This is a genomic window from Mesorhizobium sp. WSM4906, assembly GCF_029674625.1.
Classification (GTDB): Bacteria; Pseudomonadota; Alphaproteobacteria; order Rhizobiales; family Rhizobiaceae; genus Mesorhizobium.
The window spans coordinates 2823678-2840559 of sequence record NZ_CP121355.1 but is presented as its reverse complement, the minus strand read 5'-3'; the positions used below and the strand labels follow the sequence as shown (position 1 = coordinate 2840559).

Annotated in this window: 18 protein-coding genes; 8 read left to right on the top strand and 10 right to left on the bottom strand. The window is 64.6% G+C overall.

Annotated elements, in window-relative coordinates; genetic code table 11:
- Window positions 1-20: 20 nt before the first annotated feature.
- From QAZ22_RS13545 to QAZ22_RS13530, 4 genes are all read right to left on the bottom strand, one after another.
- Entirely contained in the window at window positions 21-830 is an 810-nt protein-coding gene (locus QAZ22_RS13545; protein ID WP_278207264.1) for a transporter substrate-binding domain-containing protein, read from the bottom strand.
- Window positions 831-962: 132 nt separating this feature from the next.
- Window positions 963-1682, bottom strand: a complete 720-nt coding sequence (locus tag QAZ22_RS13540) for an amino acid racemase (protein WP_278207263.1) — start codon at window positions 1680-1682, stop codon at window positions 963-965.
- Between the two features lie 47 nt (window positions 1683-1729).
- Window positions 1730-2734 (bottom strand): D-cysteine desulfhydrase, encoded by a 1005-nt coding sequence (locus QAZ22_RS13535; RefSeq protein WP_278207837.1) that lies wholly within the window; start codon window positions 2732-2734, stop codon window positions 1730-1732.
- A gap of 143 nt (window positions 2735-2877) precedes the next feature.
- Window positions 2878-3327 carry a GatB/YqeY domain-containing protein gene (locus QAZ22_RS13530; protein ID WP_278207262.1) on the bottom strand — a complete coding sequence of 150 codons (450 nt, stop codon included), beginning with the start codon at window positions 3325-3327 and terminating at the stop codon, window positions 2878-2880.
- A gap of 270 nt (window positions 3328-3597) precedes the next feature.
- Between QAZ22_RS13530 and carA the strand changes: the two genes are divergently transcribed.
- Window positions 3598-4803: a glutamine-hydrolyzing carbamoyl-phosphate synthase small subunit gene (carA, locus tag QAZ22_RS13525; protein ID WP_278207261.1), complete on the top strand. Its 1206-nt coding sequence runs from the start codon at window positions 3598-3600 to the stop codon at window positions 4801-4803.
- Window positions 4804-4815: 12 nt separating this feature from the next.
- Here the strand turns inward: carA and QAZ22_RS13520 are convergent, their stop codons facing one another.
- The 3 genes from QAZ22_RS13520 to mntR all read right to left on the bottom strand — a co-directional run bounded on the left by QAZ22_RS13520 (window position 4816) and on the right by mntR (window position 7888).
- On the bottom strand, window positions 4816-6084 hold the full coding sequence (locus tag QAZ22_RS13520; protein ID WP_278207260.1) for a TCR/Tet family MFS transporter: 1269 nt from the start codon (window positions 6082-6084) through the stop codon (window positions 4816-4818).
- Between the two features lie 256 nt (window positions 6085-6340).
- Window positions 6341-7273, bottom strand: coding sequence for a neutral zinc metallopeptidase (locus QAZ22_RS13515; RefSeq protein WP_278207259.1), 933 nt, complete (start codon window positions 7271-7273; stop codon window positions 6341-6343).
- 159 nt (window positions 7274-7432) lie between these two features.
- Complete coding sequence (mntR, locus tag QAZ22_RS13510; RefSeq protein WP_278074860.1) at window positions 7433-7888, bottom strand: manganese-binding transcriptional regulator MntR; 456 nt, start codon at window positions 7886-7888, stop codon at window positions 7433-7435.
- Between the two features lie 208 nt (window positions 7889-8096).
- Between mntR and QAZ22_RS13505 the strand changes: the two genes are divergently transcribed.
- The 3 genes from QAZ22_RS13505 (at window position 8097) to QAZ22_RS13495 (ending at window position 11087) form a co-directional block, all read left to right on the top strand.
- Window positions 8097-9455, top strand: a complete 1359-nt coding sequence (locus QAZ22_RS13505; RefSeq protein WP_278207258.1) for an Nramp family divalent metal transporter — start codon at window positions 8097-8099, stop codon at window positions 9453-9455.
- A gap of 45 nt (window positions 9456-9500) precedes the next feature.
- Window positions 9501-10343, top strand: a complete 843-nt coding sequence (locus tag QAZ22_RS13500; protein ID WP_278207257.1) for an rRNA adenine N-6-methyltransferase family protein — start codon at window positions 9501-9503, stop codon at window positions 10341-10343.
- 93 nt (window positions 10344-10436) lie between these two features.
- Complete coding sequence (locus QAZ22_RS13495) at window positions 10437-11087, top strand: dihydrofolate reductase family protein (RefSeq protein ID WP_278207256.1); 651 nt, start codon at window positions 10437-10439, stop codon at window positions 11085-11087.
- Between the two features lie 67 nt (window positions 11088-11154).
- On the opposite strand, the gene QAZ22_RS13490 is transcribed toward QAZ22_RS13495, so the two are convergent.
- Entirely contained in the window at window positions 11155-12021 is an 867-nt protein-coding gene (locus tag QAZ22_RS13490) for a LysR family transcriptional regulator (RefSeq protein WP_278207254.1), read from the bottom strand.
- Between the two features lie 97 nt (window positions 12022-12118).
- Between QAZ22_RS13490 and QAZ22_RS13485 the strand changes: the two genes are divergently transcribed.
- Window positions 12119-12718, top strand: coding sequence for a LysE family translocator (locus QAZ22_RS13485; protein ID WP_278207253.1), 600 nt, complete (start codon window positions 12119-12121; stop codon window positions 12716-12718).
- A 6-nt stretch (window positions 12719-12724) separates the two neighbouring features.
- On the opposite strand, the gene QAZ22_RS13480 is transcribed toward QAZ22_RS13485, so the two are convergent.
- The gene (locus QAZ22_RS13480; RefSeq protein WP_278207252.1) at window positions 12725-13519 is read right to left on the bottom strand and encodes an SDR family oxidoreductase; all 795 of its coding nucleotides are present in this window, start codon (window positions 13517-13519) and stop codon (window positions 12725-12727) included.
- Window positions 13520-13709: 190 nt separating this feature from the next.
- Between QAZ22_RS13480 and QAZ22_RS13475 the strand changes: the two genes are divergently transcribed.
- Window positions 13710-14174, top strand: a complete 465-nt coding sequence (locus QAZ22_RS13475; RefSeq protein WP_278207251.1) for a MarR family winged helix-turn-helix transcriptional regulator — start codon at window positions 13710-13712, stop codon at window positions 14172-14174.
- Window positions 14175-14315: 141 nt separating this feature from the next.
- Here QAZ22_RS13475 and QAZ22_RS13470 read toward each other — a convergent pair whose 3' ends face one another.
- The gene (locus tag QAZ22_RS13470; RefSeq protein ID WP_278207250.1) at window positions 14316-15494 is read right to left on the bottom strand and encodes an MFS transporter; all 1179 of its coding nucleotides are present in this window, start codon (window positions 15492-15494) and stop codon (window positions 14316-14318) included.
- Between the two features lie 192 nt (window positions 15495-15686).
- Here QAZ22_RS13470 and QAZ22_RS13465 point away from each other — a divergent pair, with 192 nt between their 5' ends.
- Window positions 15687-16043: a helix-turn-helix transcriptional regulator gene (locus tag QAZ22_RS13465; protein ID WP_278074869.1), complete on the top strand. Its 357-nt coding sequence runs from the start codon at window positions 15687-15689 to the stop codon at window positions 16041-16043.
- A complete protein-coding gene (locus tag QAZ22_RS13460) occupies window positions 16043-16801 on the top strand; it encodes a metallophosphoesterase family protein (protein ID WP_278207249.1) in 759 nt (252 codons plus the stop codon). The genes QAZ22_RS13465 and QAZ22_RS13460 overlap by 1 nt, the downstream gene beginning before the upstream one ends.
- Window positions 16802-16882: the final 81 nt, after the last annotated feature.

Below are 16882 nucleotides of genomic sequence, written 5' to 3'. Positions count from 1 at the left end.
CGCCGGTCGCTCGAGGCATGTCAGCTCTGGTTCTTGTACTTGTCGTGCATGCGCTTTGAATAATCGGTGGGCGTGATGCCCCACTTCTGTTCGAGCTCGACGATCGTGCCCTTTTTCATCCACTCGATCGTGGCCTTGGAAACGAAATCCCTCAGGTCGTCATTGCCCGGCGCCACGGCCATGATCCAAGGAGTCTCCATGATGCCCTGCAGCGGCATGGAATAATCGGCGGACCATTGCTTATCGAGCAGTTTGCCTTGAATGAATGTCTGGTCATAAAGATAGCCTACGCAATTGCCCTGCTTCAGCGCGACCAACGGCTTGTCGGAGCCATCGAGCCCGACGATCTTGGCGCCATATTTCTCGGCGACCGACTTGTTGTAAAACGAGCCGATCGTCGCGCAGAGCGGCTTGTCCTTCAGGTCCTCCCAGGACTTGATCTTGGCGCGGTTCGATATCAGCACATTGACCGAATCCGAATAATAGGGCGGATCGATTGCTTCCACGACCTTCCGGCGCTCCGGCTTGTCGGACATGGTTGCAATCAGAAGGTCGATCTTTCCCTGCTGCAGGAACTCCATCCGGTTGGCGGCGACGACCGGCACGAATTCCAGCTTGACGCCGAGCTGCTTGGCGAGATCGGCTGCCAGATCTGGCTCGATGCCGACGATCGCCCCGGACGGATCACGGTACCCGAACGGCTTGTAGTCGGCCTTGGTTCCGACGATCAGCGTGCCGCGGGCCTTGATGTCGTCCATCTTGCCTGCCCACGCCTGCGCCGTCAGCATGGCAAGCGTGATGCCCGCAACGACAAAGGAAAGTCTCTTCATTCGCTCCACTCCCGGATAATGCGCGTCAGCCCGCCTCACCGGCGGTCATGACAAAAGCCGGTAGCGTCGAAGCTAGAGCGCGGTTGCGCAAGGTCAATGAAACGAGTGGGACCGGCGGGGGTCTTTGGGCCCTCACCGGCGATGAGGCAGTGTGCGTTCGACGATCGTAGCAACCAGCACGTCGAGGGCGTCGATTTTCGCCAGGTCGGCATCGAGGCCATCGACGAGGAGCGAAAGTTCGGTGCATGCGATCACCAGGAAATCGACATCGCCGGCAATCAGTCGGCGCGCGACGACATTGAACCGGCTGCGCAATCCGGCCGTCGCGCCTTCCTTCTTGACCGCCTTGATGATGGCCATGATTTCCGCCTGATCGTCTGGATACCGGGTTTCGATGCCGAACGCTTCGAACGCTCTTTCGTAGAGTCCCAATTGCAGCACCGCGGTGGAGGCGAGCATGCCGATGCGTCGCCGGCTGAGCGGCCGGCGCGCGACCGCCCCGGCGGTAAGCGTGACCATGTCGAGGAGCGGTATGCGGACCGCCGAGGCGATGTCGGCGGCATAGCCATGGGCGGTATTGCAGGCGATGGCGAGCATCGTGGCGCCGGCGCCTTCCAGTCCCTTTGCCATGCGCACCAGTTCGTCGAGCGGGCTCGGCCCGGTGCCGTTGATCAGGGCATCGATGCGCGACGGAACCTTGGGGTTCTGGTCGACCAGAAGATGAATGTGGTCGGCGTCGTCCGCGGCGGGCGTCGCCTCCATGACCCGGCGCATCAGCTCGATCGTGGCCGCCGGCCCCATGCCGCCGAGCACGCCGACGACGGGGTGAGCGGGCGGGTAGTAGCTGCTCATCTCGATACGGCCTTCTGAATATCCTTCGGAGTCTGACGACCTGCTGGTCAGAAATTGCTCTGGAGATCGGTCGGATAACCGAACAGCCCGGCCGAGCCGCCGGTGTGTAGAAAGACGACGGTCTCGCCCTTCTTGAAGAAACCCTTCCCCGCCAGGTCGATCAATCCGGCCATGCCCTTTCCGGAGTAGACGGGGTCCAGCAGAATGGCATCGGTGCGCGCCAGTGTGCGGATCGCCGCGATCGTATCGGCGGCAGGCAAGCCGTAGCCGTCGCCGATATAGTCGCAGTTGGCAACGACATCCTCGCGTTTCACGCTACCGGCAAGGCCAAGCTTCTCGGCCGTCCGGCACGCGAGTGAGAAGACGTTTTCCTCCTGCTTGGCCTTCGGCGCGCGCACGCCGATGCCAAGCACCGGCACGCCGCTGTTGATGCCGATCAGCCCGGTGACCAGGCCGGCCTGGGTTCCGGCGCTGCCGGTCGCATGCACGACACGATCGATCTTGAGGCCGATCGCATTCGCCTGGTAGATCAGCTCGATGGCCGCGTTCACATAGCCGAGCGCGCCCGTCGGGTTCGACCCGCCGCCGGGTATCGTGTAGACCTTGCGGCCTTCGGCGCGCAGCCTTTCAGCGACCTTTTCCATCTCGCCGTTCATGTCGGGATTGGCCGGGCAGCGCTCGATAGTAGCGCCGTGGAGGCGGTCGAGAAGCACATTGCCGTTTTCCTTGTAGTCGAAATCGGTCTTGCCGGTTCGGTCCTCCAGCAGCAGATGACAGGTCATGCCGAGCTTGGCGGCAGCAGCGGCGGTCTGCCGCGCATGATTGGACTGAGTAGCGCCCTGCGTCATGACGGTGTCGGCGCCTTCGGCCAGCGCCTCGGCCATCAGAAACTCGAGCTTGCGCGTCTTGTTGCCGCCGGTCGACAGGCCGGTGCAGTCATCGCGCTTGATCCAGATCTCCGGGCCGTTCAATTCCCTGGTCAGGTTCTCGAGCCGTTCGAGAGGCGTGGGCAGGTGGCCGAGCGCAACACGAGGATAGCGGGCGAGATTCATCATCGTGTCCTCCTTCATGGCAAGGAAATGCCGCATGCACCCGTCAGGAGAAAGCGCCGACGCGGCTTGAGCCGGGCTTAGATGCCCAGCCTTACATGGGCCTCGCCGCAGGAGCGGCAAGAATGCCTGCCGCAGCAGTCGGCCTACTGCAGCAGCCCTTTGACGATGGCGCTTGCCTTGGCGAAGTCCATCTGGCCGGAATATTTCTGCTTCAGCGCGCCGATCACTTTGCCCATGTCCTTCTGGCTGGCAGCGCCTGTGGCGGCGATCGCCTCGCGCGCGGCAGCCTGGATCGCCGCGTCGTCGAGCTGCGCCGGGAGGAACTCGCGGATGATCTCCATCTCGCCACGCTCCTGCGCGGCCAGTTCCGGCCGCTTGCCGTCCTCGAAAGCCTTGGCCGATTCCTCGCGCTGCTTCACCATCTTGGCGAGAATCTGCAGGATCTCCTCCTCGCTCGCCGCCGGCTTGCCGGCGCCGCGATTGGCGATGTCGCGGTCATGGATGGCGGCCTGGATCAGCCTGAGCGTCGGCAGGCGGTGCTTGTCCTGCGCCTTCATCGCGCTCTTCATGGATTCGGCGATTTTCTCGCGCATCGTGCTTCTCCTTCGATCGCGGCGGACAATAGCTTTGCTGGCGGGCCAAGGCAAATTCCGGCAAACTATTGATATTGCTTGGCGAAATAAATCAATTCCGTTCGGGGCAAGCGTCATTGACCGCCTTGGCGCCTTCCCCTATGTACTGAGCCTCGCATGAACTGAAAATCTGGTTGCGCGCAGGCTCGCGAATTCGGCGCCGCGCGTTGTTTGCTGCGCGGATCGTCCCGCAAACGGGTTGAGCTGGAAGCAGCCTCTAGGAGTGCCGTCATGGCCACGATCACAGCCCCCTGGGCCACCGAAAAGCCGACCGCCCTTCTGGTGCTTGCCGACGGCACGGTGATCGAGGGCCGTGGCCTCGGTGCCACAGGATCGGCGGTCGCGGAAGTGTGCTTCAACACCGCGCTCACCGGGTACGAGGAGATTCTGACCGATCCCTCCTATGCCGGCCAGATCGTCACCTTCACCTTCCCGCATATCGGCAATGTCGGCACCAACGCCGAGGATATCGAAGACCTCAACCCGGCGGCGCGCGCCGGCGCTGTCGGCGCGATCTTCAAGGCCAATGTCACCGACCCGTCCAGCTACCGGGCAGCCGGGCATCTCGATCAATGGCTGAAACGGCGCGGCATCCTCGCGCTTTGCGGCATCGATACCCGTGCGCTCACCGTGCTGATCCGCGAGAAGGGCATGCCCAACGCCGTCATCGCCCATGCTCCCGATGGCGTCTTCGACCTCGACGATCTCAAGCAGCGTGCCGCTGCCTGGTCGGGACTGATCGGCCTCGACCTCGCCAAGGAAGTAACCTCGGGCCAGTCCTCGGTCTGGCGCGAGACACCCTGGGCCTGGAACAAGGGTTTTGGCGAGCAGGACGAGCCGTCGATGCATGTCGTGGCCATCGACTATGGTGTCAAGCGCAACATCCTGCGCCTGCTCGCTGGCCTCGGCGCCAAGGTCACCGTCGTGCCGGCCAAGACCGGCGCGGAGGAAATCCTGGCCATGCGGCCGGACGGTATCTTCCTCTCGAACGGTCCGGGCGACCCGGAAGCGACCGGCGAATACGCCGTGCCGGTGATCCAGGACCTCTTGAAGACCGACATCCCGGTGTTCGGCATCTGTCTCGGCCACCAGATGCTGGCGCTGGCGCTCGGCGGCAGGACCCAGAAGATGCACCAGGGCCATCACGGCGCCAACCATCCGGTCAAGGACCACACGACCGGCAAGGTCGAGATCGTCTCGATGAACCATGGTTTCGCGGTCGATGCCGACTCGCTGCCTGAAGGCGTCGAGGAGACGCATGTCTCGCTGTTCGACGGCTCGAATTGCGGCATCGCGCTGACGGGCCGGCCGGTGTTTTCGGTCCAGCATCATCCCGAGGCCTCGCCGGGCCCGCAGGATTCGCACTATCTCTTCCGCCGCTTCGTCAACCTCATCCGCGAACGGCGCGGCGAGCCGGCGCTGGCCGAGCGCGCCTGACCACGACGCGGCTCAAGCGGGGTCGGTCACGGCCCCCTGCGCGTGCATGCGCTCGACTTCCTTTGGCGTCGGCTTGGCCACCTTCGTCACGAAGACGACCACCGCCAGCGTGAGGAAAACCGCGCCGAGCACATAAGGCGCCCCGCCGAACTCGACCGGCGCGCGCGGGCCGGTGAACCAGGAAAAGATCGCCGTATAAAGCAGCGGCGTGATGATCGAGGTGATCGAGAAGATCGAGGTCATCGCGCCCTGCAGTTCACCTTGCGCCGAGGGCGGCACTTTGGCGGCCGCGAGGCTTCTCAGCGGCGGATCGGCAAGCGCCTCCAGGCAGCCGGCGACGATCACCGCGTAGATCATCCAGCCTTGCGTTGCGAACGCGTAACCGAAGGCGCTGAGCGCGGTGAAGGTGAGGCCGATCGCCGCCGTCTTCCATTCGCCGAGCCTGGCGATGACGCGCGGCAGCACGGTCGCCATGACGATCGCGCCGCACAGGCCGAAGGCTCCGAGCGAGAAGCCGATCTGCTGCTGGTTCCAGCCGTAGCGATAGCTGGAGACGAAGGACCAGACCGCCGGATACATCATGTGGCCGAGCGTCATCAGGAAGAAGACGAGCCCGATCCAGCCGATGCCCTGATAATTGCGCATCTGGATGAGCGTGCCGACCGGATTGGCGCGTTTCCACTCGAAGCGGCGGCGATGCTGCTCGTCGAGCGTCTCCGGCAGCAGGAACATCGCGGTCAGGAAGTTCACGAAGGCGAGCCCGGCAGCGAAATAGAACGGCACGCGCGGCCCGAACGTGCCGAGCAGGCCGCCGAGCACCGGGCCGATGACGAAGCCGACGCCGAAGGCGATGCCGAGCAGGCCGAAATTCTTGGCCCTGTTCTCGTCGTTCGAAATGTCGGCGATGAAGGCCGATGTCGTCGAGTAGCTGGCGCCGGAGATGCCGGCGAGCACGCGGCCGATGAACAGCATCGGGAAGGACCAGGCGATGGCGCAGATCAGGTTGTCGATGGAAAAGGTGAGCACCGAGGCGAGCAGGATCGGCCGCCGGCCGAAACGGTCGCTCAAGCCGCCGATGACCGGCGCGAAGAAGAACTGCATCGCCGCATAGACGAAGAACAGCCAGCCGCCCTCGATTGCCGCCTCGCTGACGCCGACGCCGCTGAGTTCCTGCAGATAGGCCGGCAGTACCGGCATGATGATGCCGAAGCCGATGACGTCGAGCAAAAGCGTGGTGAAAACGAGCGCAAGGCCCCGCTTGGCGGTCTTGGGGTCGATCATGGTGGTCAAGCTCCTCGGCCGCCCAAAGTATGTCTCCCGAAAGTGGAAACCGGTTTCGGGATGAAGGCATGCGCAAATTCAAAAACCTAAGGCGCGTCACCTGGCTCCGTTCAGCGCGACGCGCTTTAGGGTACAGGCGGGAGGCACCTTATAGGCGAGCTTGCCGCCCGGAACAATAAGCGAACGGCGGCAACTGCCTCATCCTGACATCGTTGCCGGCGACGCCGCTGAAGGAGCGCGGCGCTAAACCGCCGGTTCAGACCGGATTGTTGAACGTATCGCAGTCCGAAAGCTTGCCGCTCTTGTAGCCGCGCGCCAGCCAGGTCTGCCGCTGCGCGGAAGTGCCATGGTTGAAGCTTTCCGGAACGACATAGCCCTGCATCTTCTTCTGCAGCGTGTCGTCGCCGATCTGCTTGGCGGCATTCAGCGCGCTTTCCATGTCGCCTTGTTCCAAGATGCCCTTCTGCGCGGTGTAGTGCGCCCAGACACCGGCGAAGCAGTCGGCCTGAAGCTCGACCCGCACCGACATCTGATTGGCCTCCGCCTCGCCCATGCTCTGCCGCATCTGGTTGAACTTCTGCATGATGCCGGTGAGGTTCTGCACATGATGGCCGACCTCATGCGCGATTACGTAGGCCCGCGCGAACTCGCCCGAAGCGCCGAACTGCTGGTCGAGCTGCTGGAAGAAAGTCATGTCGAGATAGACCTTGTGGTCGCCCGGACAATAGAACGGCCCCGCCGCGGACGAGGCAAAGCCGCAGGCCGAGCGGATCTGGCCGCTGAACAGCACCAGCTTGGGGTCCTCATAGGTGAGTCCGTTGGCCTTGAAGATGCCGGTCCAGGTGTCCTCGGTCTCGGCAAGCACGGTCGCCACGAACTGCTTCATCTCGTCGGAAGCAGGCGCCCCGGTGCTGTCCTGCGCGCCGCTGTTGTCGGTGATCTGGCCACCACCGCCCGGCACAAGACCGCCGCTGCCGTCACCCAGAATCTGTGATGGATCGAAGCCGAAATACCATCCGGCGAGAACGACGAGGATGACCAGGATGATGCTCGAGCCGCCGCCGGCGCGGCCGCCGATCGGAATGCGGAACTGACCCGGGCTGCCACCCAATCCGCCACCGAGTCCGCCGCCACTATCGCTGCGCTCGTCCTCGATATTGTCGCTCTGACGACGGCCTCTCCAAAGCATGGCAACTCCTCGCAATGCAGATGTCCTGGAAGGATTGGTCCGCCGACCGCCCCCAGTCAGACAATTATCGCAACGCATAATCCAAGTCACAGCATTTTTCGCGCCGGCGGCGCCGCACCGTCGCGCTCCGCAACCGATCCGTGTCTCCGGGCACCGGGCTCAGCGGGCGGCAGTCATCGCCCTGCGGAAGGCTTCCAGCGTCTCGGCGCTGACATGATGCTCGATGCCCTCGGCATCGATGCGCGCCGTCTCGGCGCTGACGCCCAGCGAGCGCAGGAAGGCTTCGACCGTCTGGTGACGGATGCGGCTCTCCTCCGCTACCTTGCGGCCGGATTCGGTGAGGAACACGCCGCGGTAAGGCTTTCTGGAAACCAGCCCGTCGGCGCACAGCCTGGTCAGCATCTTCGCGACCGTCGGCTGGGCGACGCCAAGCCTGGCCGCGATGTCGACCTGACGGGCCTCGTTGCCGTCCTCGATAAGGTCGGCGATCAGTTCGACATAGTCCTCGACGAGCGCGCTGCGGCGCGCTTCGCGCGTCTGCCGGAATCCTTCCGAGTGGATCTCGGCATCGGGAAGCGGCTTTTCGCGTCGAACCGGTCTGTTCCTCAGCGCCAATACGCGCTCCTTCCTGGCTGGCCGAAGCCTGAATCGGGATCGCATTCATAACACGAACCCTGGTGGTCCGGCCGTTTATTTGCATTTCCGCTCACATGCAACCGGCCCTCGGCATGCAAAAGCACAAACAATGAAATATAGCCTATTGCATAATGTTGAGCCATGGCATAGATAAGGGGCACGATCGATCCGTTCCAATGGAATCCTCATGTCCGATGCCGAAGTAGCAGCAGTATCCCGTTCCGCATGGCGTTTCGACAGGCCCAGCGACGAGCAGCCCAGCCTGCGCGAAGTCAATGCCACGATCGCGGTGCCGCGGACCGGCATGTGGCTTCGTCGCCTGTTCGCCTTCATGGGCCCGGGCTACATGGTGTCGGTCGGCTATATGGACCCCGGCAACTGGGCGACCGATCTCGCCGGCGGTGCCCAGTTCGGCTACACGCTGCTGTTCGTCATCATGCTGTCGAACCTGATGGCGATCCTTTTGCAGGCCTTGGCCGCCCGCCTCGGCATCGCCACGGGCCGCGACCTCGCGCAGGCCTGCCGCGCCTATTATCCGCGCCCGGTCAATTTCCTGCTCTGGGTCGCCTGCGAGCTGGCGATCATCGCCTGCGATCTGGCCGAGGTGATCGGCACGGCAATCGCGCTGCAGCTGCTGTTCGGCATTCCGCTGATCGGCGGCGCCCTCATCACCGCGCTCGACGCCTTCCTCGTGCTGCTGCTGATGAACAGGGGCTTCCGTTATCTCGAGGCTTTCGTCGTCGCGCTGCTGATCGTCATCTTCGGCTGCTTCGCCGTTCAGATCTTCGTCGCCGCGCCGCCTGCCGGCACCATCCTGCATTCGATGTTCGTGCCGTCGTCCGAGATCGTCACCAACCCGGCGATGCTCTACATCGCAATCGGCATCATCGGCGCCACGGTGATGCCACACAATCTCTACCTGCACTCTTCGATCGTGCAGACCCGAGCCTATGACCGCACCGACGCGGGCAAGCGCGACGCCATCAAGTGGGCGACCACGGATTCGACCATCGCGCTGATCCTGGCGCTGTTCGTCAACGCCTCCATCCTGATCGTTGCGGCCGTGGCTTTCCACGGCACCGGCCACCAGGATGTCGCCGAGATCGGCCAGGCCTTCGAGCTCCTGTCGCCACTGCTGGGCTTGAGCATCGCCTCGATCCTGTTCGCCGTCGCGCTGCTCGCCTCCGGCCTCAACTCGACGGTCACCGCGACGCTCGCGGGCCAGATCGTCATGGAAGGCTTCCTGCGCCTGCGCATCCCGCAGTGGGCGCGTCGCTTGTTGACGCGCGGCGCCGCCATCGTCCCCGTCGTGATCGTGACCGCGCTCTACGGCGAGAAGGGCACGGCTCAGCTCCTGGTCTTCAGCCAGGTCATCCTGTCGATGCAGTTGCCCTTCGCCGTGGTGCCTTTGGTACAGTTCGTGTCGGACAAGAAGAAAATGGGCAATTTCGCCATCCCGCGCAGCGTCGCAGCGCTCGCCTGGGTGGTCGCTGCAATCATCCTGGCGCTCAACTTCAAGCTGCTTTACGACACCATCGCCGGCTGAGATGGAACCGCGACATCCGAGCCGGCCGCGCTAACTTCTGGAAGCATGACCGGATCGGACGACGCCCGAAAATTCTACGCCAAGCTGATGGCCGCGCATGCGCGCTCCGCCGATCCCCGCATCGAGGAGGTGTTCGCCTCGGTGCCGCGCGAGGCCTTTCTCGGGCCTGGACCGTGGACCATCTTTGCCGGCGACGGCGCGTTCAAAACGCCGACCGCCGATCCAAGCTACATCTACCAGAACGTGCTTGTGGTGCTCGATGCCGACAAGCGCATCAACAACGGCGAGCCGGTTCTGCACGCCATGTGGATCGGCAAGGTCGAACCGAGGCCCGGCGAAGCCGTCACCCATATCGGCGCCGGCACCGGCTACTACACCGCGCTGCTGGCGAAGCTGGTCGAGCCTGGCGGCAGCGTTACCGCCTTCGAGCTCGAGGCCGATCTCGCGGAGCGAGCAAGCCAGAATCTCGCAGCTTACGGCAATGTGAAAGTCATCCACGGCAACGCGGTCACCAGCCTGCTACCGCCGTCCGACATCATCTATGTCAATGCCGGTGTCGCCGCCCCTCCGGCGGCATGGTTGAGGGTGCTCAAACCCGGCGGCCGCATGATATTCCCCTGGCGTCCCGCCGAGCGCATCGGCTTGGCGGTGATCGTCACGCGCATGGAGAGAGGCTTTGCCTGCCAGCCGTTCATGGGCTCCTGGTTCATCCCCTGTGTCGGCGCCTGGGTCGCCGGACCAGGGGCAAAAGTGCCGACCCGCGAGCGCGCCGCCCGTACGCACTCGATCTGGCTGAGTGAAGACAAGGCGCCCGACCGCACCGCCACTGCCATCTTCGGCGACGTCTGGTTCTCGTCCCGCGCCATCCGCGCCGGCGGCAAACGCTAAAAACTTACCGGCGCTTGTCGAAATGGAAACCCGTCGTTCGTCCTTGGCCTGAAATCCGGCCGCGACGGCGCGGATCATGAAAGGAGAAAACAGATGCGCAAGATCATCGCCGCCACCTTCGTCAGCCTCGACGGCGTCATGCAGGCGCCGGGCGGGCCGGAAGAGGATCCGGTCGGCGGCTTTCAATTCGGCGGCTGGACGTTCCATTATTTTGACGAGGTTGCGGGCGCGGCAATAGACGAGCTGTTCTCCAAGCCCTTCGCCCTGCTGCTCGGCCGCCGAACCTACGACATCTTCGCCGCGTACTGGCCGTATCAGAAAGATCCGATCGCGGGTGCGTTCAACCCTGCGATCAAGTATGTGGCGACGCATCGGCCGGGGTCGCTCACCTGGCAGAACACGCAATCGCTTGGGCCGGATGTCATCGCAAGGCTGAGGCAGCTCAAACAGGAAGACGGACCTGACCTGCTTATCCAGGGATCGGGCAATCTGATCCAGACCCTGCTCGCCAACGGGCTGATCGACGAGATCCGGCTGATGATCTTCCCGCTGTTGCTGGGCAAGGGCAAGCGGCTGTTCGGCGAGGACGCGATGCCGGCCGCCTTCAAGCTCATCAAGTCGCAGACTTCCAGCACCGGCGTCATCATGGCGACCTATGAGCGTGGCGGCGAGATCAAGACCGGATCCTTCGCGCAGGACGAGCCGTCCGACGCCGAGCTCGAACGGCGCAAGAACTGGAAGTAGCGGGACGGCCCCGGCACCTTTCCTCTCCCTCCGGAAGGGGGAGAGGAACCCAAGTTTCTTCCAGGGCTCAAGCCGCAACCGGCCGCCACGCCAGCCTTTCTCTGATATGCCGCGCAAACTCTCGCGCGGCGGGCTCGACGCCATGTTTCGGCAGATGCAGGTTGATGGCGAAATTCGGCAGCGCCGGAAGGTCCGCATCAGACAGGATGTCGAGGTCCGCGGGAACCGTCGAGGCCAGCCATGTCGTCACTGCCAGGTCCGAGCGTACCGTCGCGGTCGTGGCGTCGATGTTGCCGTTCTCGAACACGGTGCGCCAGTCCAGACCATGCCCGCTAAGCGCTGCCAGCACCTCGGGCCGGAAGGCGCAGGTGTCGGCGACCATCGAGACCGGCAGCGGCCGCTTCAGGCGCGCCAAGCCGCCTCTCGCGCCGACCCAGACCAGGCGGTCGACCAGCAGGCATTCGCCGGCCGTCGGACCGGCCCGCTCCTCGATGACGGCGAGATCGATCGTCCCCGCCGTCAGCGCCGCCGCGAGCTCCGGCGAGGAGGCGCAGACCAGCGATATCTCCACTTGCGGACAGGCCTCGGCATAGGTCTTGAGCACGGGTTGAAGCAATGTGCCGACGAGGTCGTAAGGCACGCCGATCCGCACCTGGCCGGCGACCGCCTTGCCGCCCATTTCGGCGATGATCTCGTCATTGAGCTGCAGCAGACGCCGGCCCTTGTCGAGCAGCCGTTCGCCCGAGCGCGTCAGCTTCAGACCGCGCCGGTCGCGTTCGAACAGCGTCTGGCCAAGCACCTCCTCCAGTCGCTTGATCTGCTGACTGACGGCGCCTTGCGTCAGATTGAGCGCATTTGCAGCGCCCGTCATGCTCGCTTTTTCGGCTGCGGTGACGAAGGTGCGGACAAACGTGGTGTCGAGATCGCGGATCATTTATCCATTATAACTGCTAATGCAGATCATATCAAACATTGCATTTACTGATAGCACAAGGCGCCTAGCATACGGCTTCTTCGACCGGAAAAGCTGTATGTCCGAAACCATTACCCCTCTTGTCCTGTTCGCGCTGATTTCCACCTCGACGCCCGGCATCGCCACGACGCTGTCGACGGCGTCCGGTGCGCAGTTCGGCTTTCGCCGTTCGGTGCCGCTCATGACCGGCAGCGCAGCCGGACTCGCTTCCGTGGCGGCGGCAGGCGCGGCGGGCCTCGCCGGGCTGCTGGCCGCCGTCCCGTCCTTGCAGCTCGCCATGAAGATCGCGGGCTCGCTCTATCTGATCTGGCTGGCGATCAGGATCGGCCGCAGCGGTCCGCCCAATCTCGATGTCAGCATGGCCAAGCCGAACAGCTTCCTCGGCGGCGCCGGCATTCAGTGGATGAACCCGAAGGGCTGGGCCATGGGGCTGGGCGCCGCCGCTTCCTTCGCGGCGCTCGCCGACGGCCCGTTGCAGCTCGCGCTATTGTTGGGCGCCGTGTTCGGCCTCGCGGCGGCCTTCTCGCTGTCGCTGTGGTGCGTGGCCGGCACGCTGCTGGCACGCCTGCTCAAGACCGAGCGGCAGTGGCGCGCGCTCAACGTCGTGCTTGGCCTGCTGCTGGCCGCCTCGATCCTGCAGATGTGGCGGCCAGCCTGAGAGAGACTATACGGCGTAACGCGCCGCCGGCTTGCCGGCGAACAGGCTGCCGTAGAACTGGTCCCGCGCGCCGAGATAGGTGTCCAGCCCGGCCGGATCGGCCAGCCCCGGAGCGGTGACGGTCTCGCCTTGGGCGAAACCGGCCAGCGCCGCATCGACCAGGTCGTCGGCGCTCATCACCCAGTCCTGGTTGATCCTGTCGAGGCTGATCCCGGAGACGTCCCAGAATTCGGTACGGATCGGCCCTGGCAGCACGACCTGCGCCCTCACCTTGGTGCCGGCGACCTCCTTCTGCAGCGCTTCGGTGAAGTTGACGACATAGGCCTTGGTGCCGCTGTAGATGCCGCCGACGGCGATGCCATAGGCGACCACCGAGGCGATGTTGACAATGGCGCCGCGATTGCGAGCAAGCAGCCCCGGCAGCACCGCGCGAGTCAAACGCGTCAAGGCGACGACATTGACCTTGATCATACGCTCGGCCGCATCGGCGTCGGCGTCGGCCACCGTTTCGATGCCGCCCATGCCGGCGTTGTTGATCAGCAGCGTCACGCTCTCGTCCGCCGCGACCACCTGCTCGACCCGGCGCAGGTCGGCGTCTACGGAGAGATCGGCGACGATCGTCTCGACCTTGCGGCCATAGGCATAAGCCAGCCGGTCCGCCACCTGCTGCAGCCGGTCGGCGCGCCGCGCCACCAGCACAAGATCGTAGCCCTGCCCGGCAAGCCGGTCGGCATAGACCGCGCCGATACCCGAGGAGGCGCCGGTGATCACGACCGTTCCCTTGTTTTCGCTCTTGCTCATCGTCCTTATCCTTTTCGTCCTGTTCGCTCACGTTCGGCGCCGATGGACACCTCAACCGCCGAGCCTATGTTCTATTAGTGGCATATGCCACTTTTGCCGAAGTAGGTATATGCCACTAACTTGTCAACGGCGGTTGCGAAAACTATTTCTGCGGCAGGCTGGCGCACCTTCGCGCCGGCAAGGAGTGGACATGACCGAAGCTCAGCAACCCGGATTCAGCCGTTGCAACAACGCCACCTTGCGGCGCACCGCGCGCAGGCTCGGCCGCTTCTACGACGACGCGCTGGCGCCTTCGGGACTGAAGGGAACGCAGTTTGGCCTGCTCTTCCAGATCCATGCCGGCGGCGAGCCGGCGATGGGCGAGATTGCCGAAGAGCTGATCATGGATCTGTCGGCGCTTGGCCACACGCTGAAGCCGCTGATCCGCGATGGCTATGTCGAGACTTTTGCCGACAAGGCCGACCGCCGCATCAAGCGCGTGCGGCTGACGCCGCAGGGTCAGGCAAAGCTCGACGAGGCGATCAAGCTGTGGAGCGCCGCCCAGCGGCAATTCGAGGATATGGTCGGCGTGGAACGGGCCGCGAAGCTGCGCGCGACGCTGGACGAAGTGGCCGCGCTGGATTTTGAGTTGGCGGCGGCCGCTCCTTCCATCTGAAGAAGCGGCCGTCGGTGAGTTCTTAGAGCAATTCCAGGAAAAGTGTGATCGGTTTTCCGCCCGCAATTGCGCAAAAACGAAGAGTTAGAGCGGTTCGGCGTTTCCGTGAAACGGTGAACCGCTCTAGCGTTTTGGCCGAGCCTATTCGGCCGGCATGGCGACCGGACGAGCAAACGCGCGGCCGGCGAGCACGACACCCAGCCCGACGATCGGGAAGATCGCAGCTACAAGGCCGAGATCGGCCGGCGCGCCGAAACGCAGCACAGCGCCGCCGACCACGGCGCCCAGCGCCACGCCGAAATAGAGCGCCGAGGCATTGAGCGAGAGGACGATCGGAGCGGCGTCCGGAGCGATCTTGATGATGCGGCTCGCCTGCGCCGGCGGGAAGGCCCAGCCGACGATACCCCACGGCACCATCATGCCCATCAGCGCCGGCCCGGCGATCGAATGCGGCAGGAAGGTCGGGATCAGCGAGAAGGTGACGAGCATCGCCGCGGAAAGCGCCAGCGACCAGCAGACGGTGCGCGCCGCGCCGAAACGGTCGGCGGCCTGGCCGCCGGCGATGTTGCCGATGACTGCGCCGATGCCGAAAGCAAGCAGCATGCCGGGCAACGCAAGCGGGCTGAGACCGCCGCCCTCGATGGCGAGAGGCGCGATGAAGGCAAAGACGGTGAAGGCGCCGACCAGCGCCAGCACGGTCGTGACTAGGATCGGCAACACGCCCGGACGGACCGCGGCCGCCAGCCGGCGTTTCAGCGGCAGCCTGGTGCCGATGATGCCGCGCGGCAGCCGCCACCAGAGGATCGCGCCGGCCAGCGCGCCGAGCCCGGCAATGGCGAAGAACGTGCCGCGCCAGCCGGCGATCGCCGCCACCAGCGCCCCGAGCGGCGCGCCGACCGCGACCGCCACCGTGGTGCCGCCGACGACGACGGCAATCGCACGCGCCCGGTGATGGTCGTCGACCAGCGCCACGGCCGTGCCTTGCGCGGTCGCCGCGAACAGGCCGGACGAGAGCGCCATGACGATGCGCGCGATCAGCAGCAATTCGAAGGACGAGCTCACCGCCGCGACCAGATTGCCGATGACGAAGAAGACCAGCGTCCACAGGATGACGCGCCGCCGGTCCCACTCGCCTGTCAGCGTCGCCAGGATCGGCGCGCCGATCGCATAAGCGAGCGCGAAGGCGGTGATCAGCGATCCGGCGAGCGGAACGGAGATGCCCGCGTCCGCGGCGATGTCGGGAAGAAGGCTGGAGATGACGAAGCCTTCGGTCGAGATCGCGAACGATCCGAGCGCTAGCCAATAGATCCGCTTGTCCATGGGGATGTCCTTAGTTCAAAAGTTATTGAACAATTGGACATAACGGGGCATGATGTCAACCGAGCCAGGGGAAAATAACCGAACCCTGCTGACAGCCCTGTGTCAGGACCGGCAAAAAACCGGGGGCACGTGTAAACCGGCAAGACGAGGAGGCGCGTTGAAGTTGTTTCAGTTTGTGCTTAATTCTGCGACATGACCTTGCCCCACCCGACTGCCGATCAGATCAGCCTGCCGATCGTGCTTGCCGTGCTCGGCGACCCGACCAGGCTTGCCATCGTACGCTATCTCGCCAGCAAGGAAGGCGTGCCGATGAACTGCGGCAAGTTCCTCGACCTCGCCTCCAAGACCAACCTCAGCTACCACCTCGCCAAGCTGCGCGAGGCGGGCGTGACCCGCACCGAAGCGGTCGGCACCAGCCGGCTGATCACGCTGCGCCGCGACGACCTCGACAGACGCTTCCCCGGACTGCTCGACAGCGTGATCGCGGCTGCCGGCGAGGACAAGGCACTTCCCGCGGTCGGCGCCGCCGATACCGAAATCGACGCCTGATGCGCATTGCCATTCTCGCCGACATCCATGGCAACGTGCTGGCCTTGGATGCCGTCCTCCACGATCTCCAGCAGCGCGGCGGCGCCGATCTCATCGTCAATCTCGGCGATTGCGTCTCCGGCCCGCTCTGGCCGCGCGAGACCATGCAGCGGCTGGAAGCGCTCGACCTGCCGACCGTGCGCGGCAATCACGACCGTCGTGTCGCCCAGGACCCGGCCGACGAGGCAATGTGGCCGTCCGACCGCTATGCGCAGGAACGGCTGACCGCCGCCCAGCGCGAAGCGCTGTTCGCCTTGCCGCTCACGCTCGAGATCGCGCCCGGCGTCGTCGCCTTCCATGCCCGGCCCGACCATGACGAAAAATACCTTGCCGATGCGATCGTCGACGGCCAGCTGGTGCGCGCGCCGCTCGGCGCGATCAAACGTCGGCTGAAGGCACTCGACCCCGCCTGCCGCCTAGCCCTGTGCGGCCACAGCCATCGCAGCGAGCTGATCCGCATTCCGGGCGGCCCGGTCATCTTCAACCCCGGCAGCGTCGGCTGCCCGGCCTATGAGGATGACACACCGCCCGCGCATGTCTCCGAGCAAGGCACCCCGCATGCGCGTTATGGCATCGTCGAGCTGGACGCGGCTTACCGCCCGGACCGCTTCGAGGCGATCGCCGTGGACTACGACCATGAAGCCGCCGCAACGCAGGCCGAACAAGCGGGACGCCCAGAATGGGCGCACGCGCTGCGAACCGGATTTGTGCAGGATTGAGCGCAGCTCATACCCAGGATTGAGCGCAGCTCATATCCCGAACGGCTGGTTCCTCGACACCGGGATTTCGAAAGGTGCAGG